A 19,039-nucleotide genomic window follows, 5' to 3' on the forward strand; every position below is an offset into this window, starting at 1 on the left:
TTGAGATTGGCAAAAGAGCAGTTTATCGATGTTAATTAACGAACTTTGAAAGAGATTGCTGAAACATCTCACGCTAAATGTTGTTATAAGACTGACTTTAAAATATTTTTCACTTAAAACCTTAACTTATGGCAAATATTAAAAATGCAGTGAAGCTAGGCGTGTTTACCCTAGCTATCATGAACGTTACGGCGGTAGTATCCTTACGTGGACTGCCAGCCGAGGCCGTATACGGAATGAGTTCGGCCTTCTACTATCTTTTCGCAGCGATTGTCTTCCTGATCCCGACATCGCTCGTTGCAGCCGAACTGGCGGCAATGTTTCAGGATAAACAGGGTGGTGTATTCCGGTGGGTAGGCGAAGCCTACGGCAAAAAGTTGGGATTCCTCGCTATCTGGGTGCAATGGATTGAAAGTACAATCTGGTATCCGACAGTATTGACATTCGGCGCCGTATCCATTGCCTTCATCGGAATGAATGACGTACACGATATGTCACTGGCAAACAACAAGTATTATACGCTTATCGTAGTGCTTGTCATTTACTGGCTGGCTACTTTCATTTCATTGAAAGGTATGAGCTGGGTCGGTAAGGTTGCCAAAATCGGTGGTATGGTAGGTACAATTATCCCGGCTGCTCTGCTGATTATCCTAGGAATCATTTACCTGGCAACCGGAGGACAGTCCAATATGGATTTCCATAGTAGCTTCTTCCCCGACTTCACAAACTTCGACAATGTCGTTCTCGCTGCTAGTATCTTCTTGTTTTATGCCGGTATGGAAATGGGTGGTATCCACGTAAAAGACGTGGAAAATCCTTCCAAAAACTATCCGAAAGCCGTATTTATCGGTGCACTTATCACAGTTCTCATCTTCGTTTTGGGTACGTTTGCACTAGGTGTTATCATTCCTGCCAAAGACATCAACCTTACCCAAAGTTTGCTTGTTGGCTTTGACAACTACTTTAAATACATCCACGCTTCCTGGTTATCACCGATCATTGCTATTGCTCTGGCATTCGGAGTATTAGCCGGTGTATTGACATGGGTTGCCGGTCCATCAAAAGGTATATTTGCTGTAGGTAAGGCCGGTTATATGCCTCCGTTCTTCCAGAAGACAAACAAACTGGGTGTACAAAAAAATATCCTGTTCGTGCAAGGTCTTGCTGTAACAGTACTGAGCTTACTGTTCGTCGTTATGCCTTCTGTACAGAGTTTTTATCAGATTTTGTCACAGCTGACAGTTATTCTTTACCTTATTATGTACCTATTGATGTTCTCTGGAGCTATCGCATTGCGGTATAAGATGAAGAAACTGAACCGTCCGTTCCGTATCGGTAAGTCCGGTAACGGTTTGATGTGGTTCGTCGGTGGTCTTGGTTTCTGTGGTTCGTTACTTGCCTTCATCCTCAGCTTTATCCCGCCTAGCCAGATTTCAACCGGTAGCAATACCGTTTGGTTCTCTGTATTGATTATCGGTGCAATCATCGTAGTTGTTGCCCCGTTCATCATCTATGCGTCCAAGAAACCGTCTTGGGTAGATCCGAATTCCAATTTCGAACCTTTCCACTGGGAAGTACAGGCTCAACCTGCTACTGCAAGTCCGAGTGTTACCAAGCCAAGCACAACCGCTTCCGGTCCGAGTTCATCAAACAGCTCTGCTCCTTCGAGCGGAAGTTCTGCATCAACCAGCACGTCTCTGGGAAGCGGAGACAAAGATAAGGATACGCCTAAGTCATAAAGACTAAGTGTTCATTCTACCTAAAAAAAGTAAAGAGTGCCAAAAACTAATAATAACTTCACTTCTCCTTCTTTAAGAAGGGGAATAAAGATTACGACTGCTTTTTGGCACTCTTTACTTATTTTCATTAATTTCTTCCGATGTTGCCTTCAACGGCAACACGAACCAGAAAGTAGAACCTTCGTTCATTTCAGATTCCAGACCGACTCTCCCACCCAGACTGCAGACAATCGTTTGTGAAAGTGTCAATCCTAATCCTGCCCCCTGCACCTCACGATCCAACTTTATGAAGTAGATTTGTTAATACCCAAATAATACGCTGATGCTCGGAGGGCATCATTATCAGTTGCAATCGCGACTCACAGACCAAAACTACCACAGAATTATTCGCCAGCTTCATGGCAAATACACCGCAGTGCAGCAGGTCTCCGATTCTTCGTATCACGCTCTCCGCAGGTATGGGAAGACCATCTTGACCAAACAGCATTTACCTGCAAAAAAATAAGAAAAGCCAGTAAAATAGCAATTACAACAAAAGCAGTCCCATAGTTACACATTTTATATTTGTTTGAATGTTTTAGTGTGTAAAATTATAAAATATACGGTCTTGCATTTGAGTACATATTTATCCCCTAAAAAGAAATCCAGGTTTTCATAGTATTATTATTTAGTAAAAAATTCCCTTCAAGTTATTGCGGTATTAAAAAATATACTTATCTTTGCACCCGCAAACGAGAAAGGTGCCATAGCTCAGTTGGTAGAGCAAAGGACTGAAAATCCTTGTGTCCCCGGTTCGATTCCTGGTGGCACCACTTTCTTAAGCAATCGGAATGTAGCGCAGTTGGTAGCGCACTACGTTCGGGACGTAGGGGTCGGGCGTTCGAGTCGCCTCATTCCGACAAGGTAAAGGGTAGCTTTCTGGAATACAGCAAGTTACCCTTTATTATTTTTAGGCTGTCGGGACGTAACCGGAACAGCCGGACTGAAATCTATCAACCTATTATATCATGAAGAACAGATTCTACATTTTGACGGCAACAGCACTCTCTTTGCTGTGTTTCAGTTGCACAAAGACTCAAGTGGCTCATTCTGAGAATGAGAAGACAATCACTCCGCCTATCATGGGTTGGAGTTCCTGGAATGCTTTCCGAGTAGATATTAGTGAAGACATTATTAAACATCAGGCCGACCTTATGGTAGAAAAAGGTTTGAAGGATGCGGGCTACCACTATATCAACGTAGACGATGGCTTCTTCGGCAAACGTGACGACAACGGAATCATGTTCACCAACGAGAAACGTTTCCCGAACGGAATGAAACCGGTTGCCGACCACATACACAGTCTCGGCATGAAAGCGGGAATCTATACGGATGCAGGCAATAACACTTGTGGTTCTATCTGGGACAACGACCTTGCAGGAGTAGGCGCAGGTATCTATGGGCACGAACCTCAAGACGCCCAGCTATACTTTGGCGACTGGGGCTTCGACTTTATCAAAATAGACTATTGTGGAGGCGATGTCCTCGGACTGGACGAGGAAGAACGTTATACTTCTATCCGCAACAGCATTGACAAAGTAAACAAAAACGTTTCCGTCAACATCTGCCGCTGGGCTTTCCCCGGTACCTGGGCAAAAGATGTGGCAACTTCCTGGCGCATCAGTGGAGATATCAATGCACATTGGGGATCACTGAAATATGTAGTCAGAAAGAATCTTTATCTATCTGCCTATGCCGGAAACGGACATTACAACGATATGGATATGATGGTGATCGGATTCCGTGACAATAGCAAAGTAGGCGGAAAAGGACTTACTCCGACAGAAGAAGAAGCTCATTTCGGTTTATGGTGTATCATGAGTTCGCCTCTCCTAATCGGCTGCAATCTGGAAAACCTGCCGGATTCTTCACTCCAATTACTTACAAACAAGGAATTGATCGCACTCAACCAAGACCCGTTAGGATTGCAGGCGTATGTGGCACAGCATGAAAATGAAGGTTATGTACTGGTGAAAGATATTGAGCAAAAACGCGGCAATGTACGTGCCGTTGCACTTTACAATCCTTCGGATACGTTATGCAGCTTCTCTGTACCGTTTACCTCACTCGAATTTGGTGGAAACGTGAAAGTACGCGATTTAGCAAGACAAAATGACTTGGGAAATTTCTCCGATGTATTTGAACGAACACTGCCTCCTCACAGCGCTATGTTCCTCCGCATGGAAGGAGAAACGCGTCTGGAGCCTACATTATATGAAGCCGAATGGGCATACTTACCTCTATTCAATGATTTGGGTAAAAATCCTAAAGGCATTATTTATGCTCATGACAAGGATGCTTCCGGTAAGATGAAAATTGGATTCCTCGGCGGAAAACCGGAAAACTATGCAGAATGGCGGGAAGTATATAGTACAGACGGCGGACGCTACCAGATGACTATCCAATATTCACACGGCAAAGGACGACAGCTGGAAGTTGATATCAATGGCGTCATCACTAAGATTGCCGCATTGGGGGAAGATGAGAAACATAGTCAAATCACAATTCCCGTTGAATTGAAGGCCGGTTACAATACGATCCGAATGGGCAATAGTTATAACTGGGCACCGGATATCGACTGCTTCACATTAACCAAAGTATTATAATACAGTATATAAAAAAGAGCAAAGATGAGACAAGTTCACTTTTGCTCTTTTTTATTTCAGACATATAATCACTCCATTACCGTCACACAAGCTTTTCCGGTTAAAAATACATTTAACTTGGAATCATTTTTCTCAGGAATCCAGATCATACGCTCACACTCTCCTTTTTGAAGTTGTACATTTGCATAATGTGCGGTTAAATATTCCGTACCGATATGGCATTTTTCAACATTTACAGACCAATTACCCATCATACCCAGATTCAAATACAGATTATTAATAGTCCCACTCTGAAAATCCACATTCCCGCCACTCCTGATGACTTGCAAAGCTGCAAAATCACAAGAATCGACCACAATAGAATTAGACGTATCAATGGACAAAGAATCCTTTTCCAAATGTTTGAATCCTATGTTCTGCGAATTAATATCATTTATAATACACTCCACATCTTGCGTCATATCCAATCGCATGTCTCCTATATTCATTCCCATAAATTTGGATTTCTTAAACTCCTGCGGAAGTTGATCCAGCGAATAGTCCAAAAGGATTTTCAACGTGTCCCCCATAACGGTCATTTTCAGATAGTCATTTACCTTCTTCGAGCAAGAAAACAGATTCTTCCCTTCTTTTGAAGGCTGCACTTCCAGAAGAGAATTCGCCAGCCAGACGTTACGTTCTGGCGTATACAGCCTTGTTTGAGTCAGCCAGACCACCCGGCAAGCCGGCACTTCTTTGGTTATCTGCTCTCCTTGCAAATTCAGTTGATTGGAAATGTATGGCCTTCCTAAACAAAAAATCATAAACATTCCGCCTACCAGCACACAAAGTCCGGCTACAAAAAGTCCTATTAATATATAAGTTGTACGTTTCATAATATTTATTTTACTGTTCTTTTTTACAAAATTCCCGGTACATATCCGTGATCTCCTTTATAGGAATATCCAGTGTCTTGATTTGGCGGAAGAAGTAATCCAGTTCTTCCTTCAAAAAAGTATTCTTCCTCAGTGAATGAATCAATTCTCTCGCACCGGTGGCGACAAAATAACCAATACCGCGTTTATTATAAATAATATTCTGTGACTGGAGATAATCGAATGAGCGCATTACCGTATTGGCGTTTACTTCCACAATAGTAGCATATTCTCTGACAGAGGGAATACGTTCCTCCTCAGCAAACTGTCCCAGAAGTATCTCATCACAGATTCTATCTGCAATCTGTAAATAAATAGCTTTACTTTCTTTAAAATTCATAGTCTAAAGTATTACATACGTTGAACGATCTCAGACTCCTTGAAACGGAAATAAGCGAGCGTCCAATTTACGAATGCAAAAAGCATAAAGCCCACAGTTACCATGACAGTAACCTGTTCCTTCGTTATTGAAGAAAAAATATAACCATAATCTTTACTGCTTCCGCTAAATAACATATCCCCCACCAACATTCCGACCAATACGTAAATTAAAACAATTATCGTAACAGAAACAAATGTTTTAAGAAACGAATTTTTCGGCCATACAGAACTGCCCAATACAAACAATGACTGTACAAAGCAATAGATAGAAAGCACCAGTGTCAACTCATACGTTTTGTGGAACAAGTACCACCGTTTCCCGCTACCTACCAAATCTCCCAGATTGACAGGAAGTATCACTTCTTTTACGTCCGGATAGATAAGCGAATAAACCAATACCCGTGTATAATCAGCCAGTTCAAAGGTAATGAAAAAAACAACCAACAGGACAACAGTTGATACCAACCAACGAGAAAAGAACTTCTCAAAAGGAGTGGCCGGTGTCATTAATGCAGACAGCCTGTTTGTCTTGCTTTTCATCTTCTCCATTGTCAGCGACCCGCTTAAACAACCAAATCCGAATAGAAACCAAAGAAAAGCTATTAATATAAATCCCCAGGCAGGATCGGCCTCCATATGACGTTCGAGAAAACGAACCGAATCGTGAGTACGATATGCAAAATATCCGTTCCAGACCAACACAACAGTCATCACCCCATAAAGCAATACAATACGAAGTACATTCGACTTCCAACTCTCCACCATTTCCTTGCGGCAAAGATTCATAAAACGAGGCAAACTAAAAAAAGTATCTTTTATCATCGTCTTTTATTTTTGAGTTTGAAACAATCGGGCCATCTCCTCGGGAGCAGCCAGTGTAGCATTAAAAAGAAGTTCCAGATTTATGTCCGATTCTTCCTTCTCTTTATTAGGAAGGATCAGGTAATTACCCTGAATAGTAGGAATGGCAAAAAGAGCTGTCTGCGCCAGTTCGCGATCATCACTCTCTACAAAGAAAAGCTTTTCGCAGATACTACTTGTCGATTCGTCCAGCAGTACACGGCTTTCATCCATAATCAGTACATGATCGAGCACCTTGTCAATATCACGAACCTGATGTGTGGAAATCACAATCGTCTTATCATCCGACATCCCCGATGCGATAAACTTACGGAACTGGCTTTTTCCGGGAATATCCAATCCGTTCGTCGGTTCGTCCATGAGCAAAAGCGAAGTATTCGTTGCCAGTGCAAAGCTCATAAATACTTTTTTCTTCTGGCCCATAGAAAGCGAACCGAGGTTGATATCCATATCCATTTCAAAGTAATGAAGATACTTAATCATATCCTCCTTGCTGAAACGGGGATAAAAAGAACTGTTCAACTCAATATAGCTGACTAAAGATACAGGAGGCAGTTCAAATTCTTCAGGCACTAGAAACATATCCTGCAAAGTTACCGGCAACCGGCGGCGTACATCCGTATCGTGAAACATTACCTTGCCACCTTTAGGAGTCAGCAGACCGGACATCAGATAAAGGAGAGTGGACTTTCCGGCACCATTCTTCCCCAGCAATCCATATACCCTGCCCGATTCGAACGCGAGAGAGAAGTCGTGCAGTACAACACGCTTCGATTTACGATAAGTAAATGAGAGGTTTTCTACTGTAATCATAGCATTTTCTTTTGATTATCAATTGCATTTTAGTGTATTAGTATAATAGCACACTGCAAATGTAGACAATCTTTTCAATATTCCAATAGAAAAGCAAAAAAAAGTGTAAAAAAAGGAGGAGCTAAGATCACTCTCCACTCCTCCTGTCACGACAAACAACTAAAATTATTCACTATTTGATGCCGTCCAATGCCCTTTTAGCAGTAGCATTAGCGGGGTCTATAGCCAGAATTTTACTCCAGTACTCCTTGGATTTCTCCTTATTGGCTTTTGCTTCCGCTTTCAATGTGGGGTTTTCAATAGCCAACAAATAATAATATCCGAGATAACTGTAACACTCTACCAACGCCGAATTGTAATGAGGGTCGTTCTTGCTCTCCAACAATGCGGCTACTTCTTCATAGAAAGGTTTCGCCAATCCCTGCGTTGTTTCGGGGTCGAGTGCAGAATTTGCACGTGCTCTCCAAAAATTGCCTAAATAGCTATCTGGAGCGGCCTCTGAAATCACTTGGAAAACAGAATCGGCAGACATCAGTGCCTGCTTACGTTCTTCAGCATTGATAGTCAACGAATCGGGTTGCGTACCTGCACCATAATAAAGTCTGCCCAACTGGAACTGCAAATCAGGAGTCTGCTTTTCCTTTTCGAGAGACGAGTAATATTTATGATATGCACCGATCGCTTTTTTATAATCATTTTTCTGCTCGTAAGCAGAGGAAATATTCTTATACAAATCCGTCTTTGTCGGATCCAGTTCCACAGCCTTCTCATATTGGCCGACAGCTTCATCATATTTCTTCAGTTCTTCCAGCAAATGTCCGTAATACATATAGTCCAAATAAGAATAATCCGCCTTATCACATTCATTAAAGAAAACGTCCGCCGCCTTCAATGCTTCTTCAAAGCGTTTCAAGTCCGTATTATTATACATCGCCAAACGGTTGAATGCCGCATGACGCGGGTTCTTTTTCAATCCCATATTAGCCACTTCAAGTGACTTCGCAAAATCATGATTCAAAAACAAGGCGAATGCATATTTCACCAGATCTTCTTCGTTAGCCGTCGGTCCCATTGCAAAACGGGAATAGGCATCGGCCGCCTTACTGAAATCATTCTTCAAATAATAAATCTCTGCTAATTTCTTGTCTATGGCTGTGTTGGACGGTTCAAGGGTCTTTAATTGATTCAGCTTTTCTATGGCCAGACCGGCATTTGCTGACTTATAAATATCAGCATATTTCAGATACGCAGGCGTGCAACGCGAATCAAAATAAATAGCTTCCTCATACTTCTGTGAAGCAAGACCTGCATTTTTCTGCTTGGCCGCAATATCCCCTTCCAGCACGGAAGCCAAAGCAGACTTGCCATTCGCTTTTTTAGCAAGAGCAGCGTACATTTGTGCTTCGGACAACTTGTCGGCCTGCAAATAAGCTTCGCCGATAGCTGTCAAAAGTTCCACATTCTTTTTATTTTTTCCTTTTATCAGTTGTTCAGCTTGCTCGGCAGCTTGCGCCGGATCCGACTGAATAGTTTCTTTCAACTTTGCAACTTCCATCTGCCATTCGGCATCAGACGACTGTGCGTAGAGCGACCCAACTGCTATAAACGCTCCAGCTAAAAACATTTGTACTCGTTTCATGATAGTCTTAATTTTAGTTATTATTCGTCTTTCACATGGACAATACGCACCGGCTGAGTAGCCGGAACAAGTCCAGATTTTAATATAATCCGCTGCCCTTTATCGGATGTCATAAAAGAAGTGAATCCCCAAGGCAGCCCACTACGAGGATCATTCAGTAATGCATAAATCGATCTTGCCAACGGGTAGTTACCATAATACAGATAAGCCTGATAAGGTTTGTAGCTGTTAACAGGAGTCGCCACATCCTCGGCACTCACCGCCATAACCCTGATCTCCTGCCGGAAAGAAAGATTAGTCGTATCACTGCGGTCTCCCAACCAGTTTACTCCGATCACTCCCATTGCTCCGGGATTTTCCGCCACATAATTTATCACCTGTTGATTTGTCTTCAACGCACTTACATTGCCCGTAGACAAAGGTTTCCCGCCACAAACAGAATCTATTGCAAAACGCACGGTGCTAGAGTTTTTATTATCAAACACCACCTGAATATCCTTCAAACGGGAATTAGGGTTCACCGCTTTCCACTCTTTCACTTCTCCTGTCAGGATACGGCGAAAATTACACACACTTATCAAAGAATCCGGATTCGCACGGTTCACAATCAATGCCAGCCCGTCCGTAGCCAGCTTCATCTCCCGAGGATAGAACTTCCGGCTGTGAAACGAATTCATTTCTTCCTCGGTCAGTGTCCGGGTTGTAATAGCCAACCGGACACTGTCTTTCAGAAGTAAATTAATCGCCTCGACCTCAGTCGTGTAACGAGGGACAATTCCGGCCAATGGATACAGGCTTTCAAATACATCAATCTCTTCCTGTATTATGGGTTCGAAACTTTCATCCGCCGCAATAGCTATCACTCCAGACGAATAAGTATCCGTCGGTCCCTCCTTCGATTTAGAGCGGCAAGCACTTAATACCGCCAACAAAACGATTCCTATCAGCCAAAATTGTCTCTTCATCATCATATTATTGTAACCTGAACATTACCGGAACAGTAAATTTTACGCGCACCGCTTTTCCATTCTGCTTACCCGGGATCCACTTCGGCATACTTTTTACCACACGTACCGCTTCTTTATCCAGATAAGGGTCTACCCCACGAGCCACACGCACATCCGTGATCGAACCGTCGCGTTCTACTACAAACTGTATAATCACGCGTCCCTGTGTTCCATTCTCCTGTGCAATAGTCGGATACTTGATATTCTTACCCAAATAAGACATCAGTTCCTGTTGTCCACCCGGGAAAGTCGGCATTTGCTCTACCATATCAAACACCTTTTCGGGTTCCGGCTCAGCCTGTGTCACCACTTGTTTCAAGTCGGCAATATCCTTGCCGTTGGCTTCGTCATTACCTTTTACATCGGCAATGGAAATAGCCACCTTGGTAGAAGTCAACTCTTCCTGACTCTTGATTTCATTATCCTCGTGCACTTCCTCATCTTTCTTGATGACGGGAGCAGTAAACTTGATGGAGCTTTTCAATGCAGGAGGTGGAGGCGCAACGGGTTCCACCCGTTTCATCTCTTCCTGTTTGATTTCCGGTTCTGCCAATTTCGACAGAGTAGTGACCTCCGTCATCACTTCCTTCTGCTTCGGGGTTGCCAACTTCACCAGCGTAGGAATCGTAAATCCGATTAATGCTATGACCAGCACTGCCAACATCGCGAGATTATGGCGCTTAGTCGAGTTAGCACGCATCTTGTATGCACCGTACGCTTGATTCTTGCCTTCAAAAATCAGTTGACACCATTCCTGAGAAGTTAAATCTATTTTTGCCATTTTACTTTTCTTTTTTAGGTGTTACATCATTTATCAGCTATATTCTGTGACAGTTCTCCCTTAGAATCAAAATTCTTAATCAAGAATCGATCCGCTTCGGCAATGTCCGTTATCACATATTTACCAATATTACATATCTGCATTTCGTCCAGTGCGTCAATCAGATTCATATAAGAAGCATCGTCCGTCGCCTTGATAATCACAGTCGGCGTATCTTTTCCACTCTTTATTTCGGAAACCTGTTTCTTATATTCTTCATCCGATATCTTAAGATCAAGTTTCTGCTGTTTCAAAGCTCTCACTTTATTGACAGCAGTTGCATTCTTTTGAAGAAGTATGCTACGCAACCCATCCGGGCCATAAGTAGTCTCCTTCAATGAGGTATAATCCTTATAGTTAGGTTCTCCCTCATAATAATAGAGCTTATTGTCCGGCCCCAGCAGCAATGTGATTGCCTGCGAAGCCTTTACCATACTCTTCTGTTCTTCAGTTATATTCTTATCGTTACTCGGCATGCTTATCTCCATCGTCTGAGGTTTGCTCAACGTGGTACAAAGCATAAAGAAAGTAATCAGCAACATATTCATGTCCACCATCGGAGTAAAGTCTACCCGTACAGCAAATTTCTTCTGCTTGCTCTTTCCATTTTTTCCGCCGCTCTCTTGTACTTCAGCACTCATTGTTTTTCCTCCCTTTTAATCTTCAGATTCCACTTTGAGCGAAGTAATCAGATTATACCGATTCTCCCTCAAGTCCTGAAGTGAGTTCATAACGTTCTTTATCACCGAGTATGGAGTTGAAGCATCAGCTTTGATAGCAATTCGCAGGTCAGCGTTGGCAGCACGTGCGTTACGTACCCATGACTTGAACTGGTTATCGACGCTATCGCATGGAATTCCCTCATTCTTCAGAATCTTGTCTCGTTGTTCTTCGGGAAGATCCAGGAATTTCTGCATACTTCTAATAGGTACTCCGAAAGTAGAAGACAGAACAAACCGCTTCTCCTGTTCAGGAGTAAACTTAATACCATACTCATCACCCATGCTCTCCAAAACAGCCTGCATATCCTGCTGTTTGTCGAGGCTCATAAATATTTTCCCATCCGGATCTACCAGAATCTGAAGCACGTTTGTCTCCGGAATCTTAATTTCCGATACGGAAGCCGGAGTGTTGACCTGCACCGGTTCTTTCTTCACAAATGTTGAAGTCAACATAAAGAAAGTCAGCAACAATACGGTCACGTCACTCATAGCAGTCATATCTATGAACGTACTTTTCTTTTTAATTTGCGCTCTACCCATGATTAATAGATTTTAAAGGGTCCGCAGAATTAATGAGTAGCTGCAAAAGTCTGCACAATAGAGAATCCGACTTCGTCGAGCCCGTAAGTCAATTTGTCAATTTTGTTAGTGAAATAGTTGTAAGAAATAACAGCCAACGCACCAGTCAAGATACCGAAAGCCGTGTTAATCAAAGCTTCGGAAATACCTTGTGACAAAGCCATAGAGTCGGCACCACCACCTGCAGACAATGCGGCAAATGAACGGATCATACCGATTACAGTACCAAGCAATCCCATCAATGTTCCCAAAGTAGTGATAGTAGCAATAATCGGAAGATTCTGTTGCATCATCGGCATTTCCAGCGCGGTAGCTTCTTCCAGTTCTTTTTGAATAGCCAACAGCTTTTGTTCCTTAGGCAAAGATGTGTTTTTTTCCATTTCCTCATACTTGCGTAGAGTGGAAGTTACAACATTGGCAACAGAACCACGTTGTTTGTCACAAATTTCCTGTGCTTTTTTGATATCACCGGCAGCCAAGGCAGCTTTGATGTTAGCAACGAATTTAGCCAAGGAACCTTTTCCGAAAGCGGAACGAAGAGCAAAATAACGTTCGATACTCAAAGCGAGCACGGTTAACAACAGTGTCTGAATAACAGGCACGATAATACCACCTTTGTAAATAGTACCCAAGAAGTTTCCAGGCAACGGATGATTGTTAGGATCATTGTTCATAAAGTTGGACGGATTTCCTAATAGGAAGTGATAAATACAAACTGCTATAATAAAACAGCAGATGATTACGATACCGGCATTTTTTATACCTACAATCTGAGATTTTTTAGTAGTTTCCATAATAAGTTTTTTTGTTAAGATATTAATTTTAGTTATTTAGAAAATTTCAAAAGATTAGATACACTGCGCTACAGCCCCTGCGACTTTTTGAGCACAAAAAATCACACAGTTCATACAGAGTACGAAAAGTAAATTAATACGGAGAGAAAGTGAGAATACTAAATAAGGATACGTCTCAAAGCGAATACATAGTAATCGCTGGAGATAATGGAGTAATGTGGATCCTTATCCGAATAATAAGATTTACTTTGATCTAATACTAATGAGTTTTCTCTCAACAAAGAAAACTTGTGCATCACGTCCTTTAAAGAGTCATTTACTTCAATGATTCTACGTAGACGATAATTATTAGATGATGTTTCGGAAACTGATTTAAAGCCTAATTCTACATCGGAAATAGTCAATGACTGAGAAGACTTGTCGAAGCCTACAGCGCGGCTATTTAAAGAAGAATTGGACTTTATATCGGAAGACGATTCAGACAACTGGCAAGAGCTTTCGCACTTAGAAACACATGAAGCGAAATCCATAGCATTTCCACCTATGCTATAAGATAGCATTAGCAGAATCGTGGCTAATATGAATTTCAGAGAAACTTTCATGGTATTTCTTTTTAGTTGTTTATACTAGATCTCTTTAATTTCGCGACAAATGTAGCAATAAAAAAGTATCAGTTTGTCGTCGTTCACATCATTTAAGCTTAAAAGTTTAACTCTATTATAAAAACAAGCTATAATGTGTTTTGTTTAATCAGTTATCAGATTTATATGTTAAAAGAGGTATATAAAAAAGAAGAGAGCTTCAGACCCCTTATTTTTTTCATAGTAATCATCCTGCAAAGTTTATAAACAGATGAAGCCCCTCCGGTATTTCTACTGAAGGGGCTTCATAAAAAACGGCGGCTACCTACTCTCCCACTGTTACGCAGTACCATCGGCGTGACGAGGCTTAACTTCTCTGTTCGGAATGGGAAGAGGTGGAACCCTCGTGCTATAACCACCTGAAAAAGGTTATGACATGACGAAAAGTAAAATGAAAGACATTTGACAAGCTAAACGTATATAACAACCGTCCCGCAGAAAGAAAGTGGACGGGCAATTAGTAATGCTCGGCTATGATGTTACCACCTGTACACCTGCATCCTATCAACGTCATCGTCTTTGACGACCCTAAGAAATCTAATCTTGTGGCTGGCTTCGTACTTAGATGCTTTCAGCACTTATCCAATCCCGACTTAGATACCCAGCAATGCACCTGGCGGCACAACTGGTAAACCAGAGGTCAGTCCAACACGGTCCTCTCGTACTAGTGTCAGAGCCACGCAAATTTCATACGCCCACGATAGATAGAGACCGAACTGTCTCACGACGTTCTGAACCCAGCTCGCGTGCCACTTTAATGGGCGAACAGCCCAACCCTTGGGACCTTCTCCAGCCCCAGGATGTGACGAGCCGACATCGAGGTGCCAAACCCCTCCGTCGATATGAGCTCTTGGGAGGGATCAGCCTGTTATCCCCGGAGTACCTTTTATCCTTTGAGCGATGTCCCTTCCATGCGGAAACACCGGATCACTATGCTCTAGTTTCCTACCTGATCGACTTGTATGTCTCCCAGTCAAGCGCCCTTATGCCATTACACTCTACGGACGGTTACCAATCGTCCTGAGGGCACCTTTAGAAGCCTCCGTTACACTTTTGGAGGCGACCACCCCAGTCAAACTACCCACCAAACAGTGTCCCCGTTACAACGGGTTAGAACTCAAATAATCAAAGGGCCGTATTTCAACAGCGACTCCACACAAACTGGCGTCTGCGCTTCAAAGTCTCCGGCCTATCCTACACATCAATTACCCAAATTCAATGTTAAGCTATAGTAAAGGTTCACGGGGTCTTTTCGTCCCATCGCGGGTAATCGGCATCTTCACCGATACTACAATTTCACTGAGCTCACGGTTGAGACAGTGTCCAGATCATTACACCATTCGTGCAGGTCGGAACTTACCCGACAAGGAATTTCGCTACCTTAGGACCGTTATAGTTACGGCCGCCGTTTACTGGGGCTTCAATTCAATGCTTCTCTTGCGATGACATCTCCTCTTAACCTTCCAGCACCGGGCAGGTGTCAGGCTGTATACGTGATCTTTCAATTTGGCACAGCCCTGTGTTTTTGTTAAACAGTTGCCTGGACCTATTCTCTGCGCCCAACTCTCGTTGGGACCCTTTATCCCGAAGTTACAGGGTCAATTTGCCTAGTTCCTTAACCGTGAATCACTCAAGCGCCTTAGTATATTCAACCCGACTACGTGTGTCCGTTTGCGGTACGGGTACCTCAAGGATTAAGTTTAGCGGATTTTCTCGGGAGTATGTTTACACGCACTATTACCGTTTCCCGAAGGAATTGGTATACTATCAGGTTCGACTCTCGTGGTGGATTTGCCTGCCACAATCAACATCTACACCCTTCAACGGACTATTCCGTCAGTCCGCGGCGTTGTCACGACTCCGTCTCCACGTCACTCCTTAAGGTAGTACAGGAATATTAACCTGTTCTGCCATCGGCCTCACCGTTCGGCTGAGCCTTAGGACCCGACTAACCCTGATCCGATTAGCGTTGATCAGGAAACCTTAGTCTTTCGGCGAGGGGGTTTCTCACCCCCTTTATCGTTACTTATACCTACATTTGCTTTTCCACACGCTCCAGCAAAGCTCACGCTTCACCTTCGACGCGGAGTGGAATGCTCCCCTACCGATCATTAATGATCCCATAGCTTCGGTAAGATACTTAATGCCCGATTATTATCCACGCCAAACTCCTCGACTAGTGAGCTGTTACGCACTCTTTAAATGAATGGCTGCTTCCAAGCCAACATCCTAGCTGTCTTAGCAATCTGACTTCGTTAGTTCAACTTAGTATCTATTTCGGGACCTTAGCTGATGGTCCGGATTCTTCTCCTTTAGGACATGGACCTTAGCACCCATGCCCTCACTCCTGTGATAGAACTAATGCGCATTCGGAGTTTATCAAGACTTGATAGGCGGTGAAGCCCTCGCATCTTATCAGTCGCTCTACCTCACATTAGTAACTCACAAGGCTGCACCTAAATGCATTTCGGGGAGTACGAGCTATCTCCAAGTTTGATTAGCCTTTCACCCCCACCCTCAGCTCATCCGGAAGCTTTTCAACGCTTATCGGTTCGGTCCTCCAGTTAGTGTTACCTAACCTTCAACCTGGCCAAGGGTAGATCACTTGGTTTCGCGTCTACTCCTTCCGACTTATCGCCCTGTTCAGACTCGCTTTCGCTTCGGCTACGGATCTCTAGATCCTTAACCTTGCCGGAAAAAGTAACTCGTAGGTTCATTATGCAAAAGGCACGCCGTCACAGCATAAGCTGCTCCGACCGCTTGTAGGCGCATGGTTTCAGGGACTATTTCACTCTTCTATTCGAAGTGCTTTTCACCTTTCCTTCACAGTACTGGTTCGCTATCGGTCTCTCGGGAGTATTTAGCCTTACCGGATGGTCCCGGCTGGTTCACGCAAGATTCCTCGTGTCCCGCGCTACTCAGGATACCACTACGCTTCGTTCAGCTTCGAATACCGGACTATCACCGTCTATGGTTTCATTTTCCAAAGAATTCTTCTCACTGAATGTCTTGCGACAACGTGGTCCTACAACCCCAATATTGCCGTAACAACATTGGTTTGGGCTAATCCCCGTTCGCTCGCCACTACTTGGGGAATCATTATTATTTTCTTTTCCTGCAGGTACTAAGATGTTTCAGTTCCCTGCGTTAGCCTCCTGCCAAGCAGGATGACATTCCTTCAGAATGTCGGGTTGTCCCATTCGGAAATCTTCGGATCAAAGGTTATTTGCACCTACCCGAAGCTTATCGCAGCTTATCACGTCCTTCATCGCCTCCGAGAGCCAAGGCATCCGCCATGCGCCCTTGCTTACTTTCTTTCAAACTGACTGCTCCGAAAACTATCCATTACTGAAATGGGAAAATATCGGAGAGAGTACGGTTTGATATATACTTTTAGCTCTTTACTTTTATTTTACTTTTTGTACATCATGTCAAAGATCGTTTCCCATTGCTGGGGATGTGGAGAATAACGGATTCGAACCGTTGACCCTCTGCGTGCAAGGCAGATGCTCTAGCCAGCTGAGCTAATCCCCCGTAAGAGTCGTTTCGGAGTAGTCCCAGGCAGAGTTGAACTGCCGACCTCTACATTATCAGTGTAGCGCTCTAACCAACTGAGCTATAGGACTAGTTCAACCGTGTCTGTCTTTAGACTCGGCTTCTGTTTTCTCTTGTTTATCTCTATCTATATTACTATAGATGGTTGATCTATATATTATAAATAAACAAGTACCAGTAGTACAATCGAAACAGAACCCGGTTCAATATTCCCCTAAAGGAAATGAACCATGAAGTCATTGTAACGACATCGCTCCAGAAAGGAGGTGTTCCAGCCGCACCTTCCGGTACGGCTACCTTGTTACGACTTAGCCCCAATTACCAGTTTTACCCTAGGACGCTCCTTGCGGTTACGTACTTCAGGTACCCCCGGCTTTCATGGCTTGACGGGCGGTGTGTACAAGGCCCGGGAACGTATTCACCGCGCCATGGCTGATGCGCGATTACTAGCGAATCCAGCTTCACGAAGTCGGGTTGCAGACTTCGATCCGAACTGAGAGAGGTTTTTGGGATTGGCATCCTGTCACCAGGTAGCGGCCTTCTGTACCCCCCATTGTAACACGTGTGTAGCCCCGGACGTAAGGGCCGTGCTGATTTGACGTCATCCCCACCTTCCTCACATCTTACGACGGCAGTCTCTCCAGAGTCCTCAGCATGACCTGTTAGTAACTGAAGATAAGGGTTGCGCTCGTTATGGCACTTAAGCCGACACCTCACGGCACGAGCTGACGACAACCATGCAGCACCTTCACAAATGCCTTGCGGCGTATGGGTTTCCCCATAATTCATTTGCAATTTAAGCCCGGGTAAGGTTCCTCGCGTATCATCGAATTAAACCACATGTTCCTCCGCTTGTGCGGGCCCCCGTCAATTCCTTTGAGTTTCACCGTTGCCGGCGTACTCCCCAGGTGGAATACTTAATGCTTTCGCTTGGCCGCTTACTGTATATCGCAAACAGCGAGTATTCATCGTTTACTGTGTGGACTACCAGGGTATCTAATCCTGTTTGATACCCACACTTTCGAGCATCAGCGTCAGTTACACTCCAGTGAGCTGCCTTCGCAATCGGAGTTCTTCGTGATATCTAAGCATTTCACCGCTACACCACGAATTCCGCCCACCTCTACTGCACTCAAGACTGCCAGTATCAACTGCAATTTTACGGTTGAGCCGCAAACTTTCACAACTGACTTAACAATCCGCCTACGCTCCCTTTAAACCCAATAAATCCGGATAACGCTCGGATCCTCCGTATTACCGCGGCTGCTGGCACGGAGTTAGCCGATCCTTATTCATATGGTACATACAAAAGTCCACACGTGGACCACTTTATTCCCATATAAAAGAAGTTTACAACCCATAGGGCAGTCATCCTTCACGCTACTTGGCTGGTTCAGACTCGCGTCCATTGACCAATATTCCTCACTGCTGCCTCCCGTAGGAGTTTGGACCGTGTCTCAGTTCCAATGTGGGGGACCTTCCTCTCAGAACCCCTATCCATCGTAGTCTTGGTGGGCCGTTACCCCCCCAACAAACTAATGGAACGCATCCCCATCTCATACCGAATTTCTTTAATATAAAACCCATGCGGGAAATATATGCTATCGGATATTAATCTTTCTTTCGAAAGGCTATCCCCGAGTATGAGGTAGGTTGGATACGTGTTACTCACCCGTGCGCCGGTCGCCAGCTTTGGTTTGCAAGCAAACCAAACTGATGCCCCTCGACTTGCATGTGTTAAGCCTGTAGCTAGCGTTCATCCTGAGCCAGGATCAAACTCTTCATTGTAAAAGTATTTTTTAATCGGCATGTGCCGGTTATAGCTCTGTTCAGGATGCCGTACAATTTATTGACTTCATTCTAAATACCTGTATCTATTACATATAGATAAACATAAATAACAGATTGTATTGACGGTTCTATCTTTTC

Annotated in this window: 13 protein-coding genes, 4 tRNA genes, 3 rRNA genes and 1 pseudogene; 4 read left to right on the plus strand and 17 right to left on the minus strand. The window is 43.7% G+C overall.

The genetic code is table 11. The features are described from left to right. Window positions 1-128: 128 nt before the first annotated feature. The gene (gene gadC, locus CGC64_RS01415; RefSeq protein WP_005675504.1) at window positions 129-1,739 is read left to right on the plus strand and encodes a putative glutamine/gamma-aminobutyrate antiporter GadC; all 1,611 of its coding nucleotides are present in this window, start codon (window positions 129-131) and stop codon (window positions 1,737-1,739) included. A gap of 114 nt (window positions 1,740-1,853) precedes the next feature. Here gadC and CGC64_RS01420 read toward each other — a convergent pair. Next, a pseudogene (locus CGC64_RS01420) lies at window positions 1,854-2,151 on the minus strand (ATP-binding protein); the annotation flags it as partial. A gap of 327 nt (window positions 2,152-2,478) precedes the next feature. On the opposite strand from CGC64_RS01420, the gene CGC64_RS01425 reads away from it, so the two are divergent. The 3 genes from CGC64_RS01425 (at window position 2,479) to CGC64_RS01435 (ending at window position 4,384) form a co-directional block, all read left to right on the plus strand. After that, window positions 2,479-2,551, plus strand: a tRNA-Phe gene (locus CGC64_RS01425). A 14-nt stretch (window positions 2,552-2,565) separates the two neighbouring features. Next, window positions 2,566-2,638, plus strand: a tRNA-Pro gene (locus CGC64_RS01430). 108 nt (window positions 2,639-2,746) lie between these two features. Beyond that, a complete protein-coding gene (locus CGC64_RS01435) occupies window positions 2,747-4,384 on the plus strand; it encodes an alpha-galactosidase D (RefSeq protein WP_005675498.1) in 1,638 nt (545 codons plus the stop codon). 68 nt (window positions 4,385-4,452) lie between these two features. Here CGC64_RS01435 and CGC64_RS01440 read toward each other — a convergent pair whose 3' ends face one another. The 16 genes from CGC64_RS01440 to CGC64_RS01515 form a co-directional block, all read right to left on the minus strand. Beyond that, complete coding sequence (locus tag CGC64_RS01440) at window positions 4,453-5,259, minus strand: hypothetical protein (RefSeq protein ID WP_005675497.1); 807 nt, start codon at window positions 5,257-5,259, stop codon at window positions 4,453-4,455. Window positions 5,260-5,269: 10 nt separating this feature from the next. Beyond that, window positions 5,270-5,638, minus strand: a complete 369-nt coding sequence (locus tag CGC64_RS01445; protein ID WP_005675496.1) for a GntR family transcriptional regulator — start codon at window positions 5,636-5,638, stop codon at window positions 5,270-5,272. Window positions 5,639-5,649: 11 nt separating this feature from the next. Further along, on the minus strand, window positions 5,650-6,501 hold the full coding sequence (locus tag CGC64_RS01450) for a hypothetical protein (protein ID WP_005675495.1): 852 nt from the start codon (window positions 6,499-6,501) through the stop codon (window positions 5,650-5,652). A 6-nt stretch (window positions 6,502-6,507) separates the two neighbouring features. Continuing rightward, entirely contained in the window at window positions 6,508-7,353 is an 846-nt protein-coding gene (locus CGC64_RS01455; RefSeq protein ID WP_005675493.1) for an ABC transporter ATP-binding protein, read from the minus strand. Between the two features lie 172 nt (window positions 7,354-7,525). Continuing rightward, window positions 7,526-8,992, minus strand: coding sequence for a tetratricopeptide repeat protein (locus tag CGC64_RS01460; protein WP_005675491.1), 1,467 nt, complete (start codon window positions 8,990-8,992; stop codon window positions 7,526-7,528). Window positions 8,993-9,012: 20 nt separating this feature from the next. Beyond that, window positions 9,013-9,960 carry a PstS family phosphate ABC transporter substrate-binding protein gene (locus CGC64_RS01465; protein WP_032838671.1) on the minus strand — a complete coding sequence of 316 codons (948 nt, stop codon included), beginning with the start codon at window positions 9,958-9,960 and terminating at the stop codon, window positions 9,013-9,015. 4 nt (window positions 9,961-9,964) lie between these two features. Continuing rightward, complete coding sequence (locus tag CGC64_RS01470) at window positions 9,965-10,780, minus strand: energy transducer TonB (protein ID WP_005675489.1); 816 nt, start codon at window positions 10,778-10,780, stop codon at window positions 9,965-9,967. Window positions 10,781-10,806: 26 nt separating this feature from the next. Then, window positions 10,807-11,460, minus strand: a complete 654-nt coding sequence (locus CGC64_RS01475; RefSeq protein WP_005675488.1) for an ExbD/TolR family protein — start codon at window positions 11,458-11,460, stop codon at window positions 10,807-10,809. 15 nt (window positions 11,461-11,475) lie between these two features. Next, a complete protein-coding gene (locus CGC64_RS01480; protein ID WP_005675487.1) occupies window positions 11,476-12,081 on the minus strand; it encodes an ExbD/TolR family protein in 606 nt (201 codons plus the stop codon). Between the two features lie 29 nt (window positions 12,082-12,110). After that, window positions 12,111-12,914 carry a MotA/TolQ/ExbB proton channel family protein gene (locus tag CGC64_RS01485; protein WP_005675486.1) on the minus strand — a complete coding sequence of 268 codons (804 nt, stop codon included), beginning with the start codon at window positions 12,912-12,914 and terminating at the stop codon, window positions 12,111-12,113. Between the two features lie 158 nt (window positions 12,915-13,072). After that, complete coding sequence (locus CGC64_RS01490) at window positions 13,073-13,516, minus strand: hypothetical protein (RefSeq protein ID WP_005682835.1); 444 nt, start codon at window positions 13,514-13,516, stop codon at window positions 13,073-13,075. Between the two features lie 291 nt (window positions 13,517-13,807). Continuing rightward, a 5S ribosomal RNA gene (gene rrf, locus CGC64_RS01495) occupies window positions 13,808-13,918 on the minus strand. A 74-nt stretch (window positions 13,919-13,992) separates the two neighbouring features. Then, window positions 13,993-16,872, minus strand: a 23S ribosomal RNA gene (locus CGC64_RS01500). 143 nt (window positions 16,873-17,015) lie between these two features. Continuing rightward, window positions 17,016-17,089, minus strand: a tRNA-Ala gene (locus CGC64_RS01505). An 18-nt stretch (window positions 17,090-17,107) separates the two neighbouring features. Next, a tRNA-Ile gene (locus CGC64_RS01510) sits at window positions 17,108-17,181 on the minus strand. Between the two features lie 188 nt (window positions 17,182-17,369). Continuing rightward, window positions 17,370-18,898 (minus strand): 16S ribosomal RNA (locus CGC64_RS01515). Together the 16S, 23S and 5S rRNA genes with 2 tRNA genes alongside form the textbook arrangement of a ribosomal RNA operon. Window positions 18,899-19,039 lie beyond the last annotated feature (141 nt).

Origin of the sequence: Bacteroides caccae (genome assembly GCF_002222615.2) — a bacterium.
Taxonomy (GTDB): domain Bacteria; phylum Bacteroidota; class Bacteroidia; order Bacteroidales; family Bacteroidaceae; genus Bacteroides; species Bacteroides caccae.

Coding starts and splice junctions, on each gene's coding strand:
- gadC (WP_005675504.1), top strand. CDS start 129: ATGGCAAATATTAAAAATGCAGTGAAGCTAGGCGTGTTTACCCTAGCT.
- CGC64_RS01435 (WP_005675498.1), top strand. CDS start 2,747: ATGAAGAACAGATTCTACATTTTGACGGCAACAGCACTCTCTTTGCTG.
- CGC64_RS01440 (WP_005675497.1), bottom strand. CDS start 5,259: ATGAAACGTACAACTTATATATTAATAGGACTTTTTGTAGCCGGACTT.
- CGC64_RS01445 (WP_005675496.1), bottom strand. CDS start 5,638: ATGAATTTTAAAGAAAGTAAAGCTATTTATTTACAGATTGCAGATAGA.
- CGC64_RS01450 (WP_005675495.1), bottom strand. CDS start 6,501: ATGATAAAAGATACTTTTTTTAGTTTGCCTCGTTTTATGAATCTTTGC.
- CGC64_RS01455 (WP_005675493.1), bottom strand. CDS start 7,353: ATGATTACAGTAGAAAACCTCTCATTTACTTATCGTAAATCGAAGCGT.
- CGC64_RS01460 (WP_005675491.1), bottom strand. CDS start 8,992: ATGAAACGAGTACAAATGTTTTTAGCTGGAGCGTTTATAGCAGTTGGG.
- CGC64_RS01465 (WP_032838671.1), bottom strand. CDS start 9,960: ATGATGAAGAGACAATTTTGGCTGATAGGAATCGTTTTGTTGGCGGTA.
- CGC64_RS01470 (WP_005675489.1), bottom strand. CDS start 10,780: ATGGCAAAAATAGATTTAACTTCTCAGGAATGGTGTCAACTGATTTTT.
- CGC64_RS01475 (WP_005675488.1), bottom strand. CDS start 11,460: ATGAGTGCTGAAGTACAAGAGAGCGGCGGAAAAAATGGAAAGAGCAAG.
- CGC64_RS01480 (WP_005675487.1), bottom strand. CDS start 12,081: ATGGGTAGAGCGCAAATTAAAAAGAAAAGTACGTTCATAGATATGACT.
- CGC64_RS01485 (WP_005675486.1), bottom strand. CDS start 12,914: ATGGAAACTACTAAAAAATCTCAGATTGTAGGTATAAAAAATGCCGGT.
- CGC64_RS01490 (WP_005682835.1), bottom strand. CDS start 13,516: ATGAAAGTTTCTCTGAAATTCATATTAGCCACGATTCTGCTAATGCTA.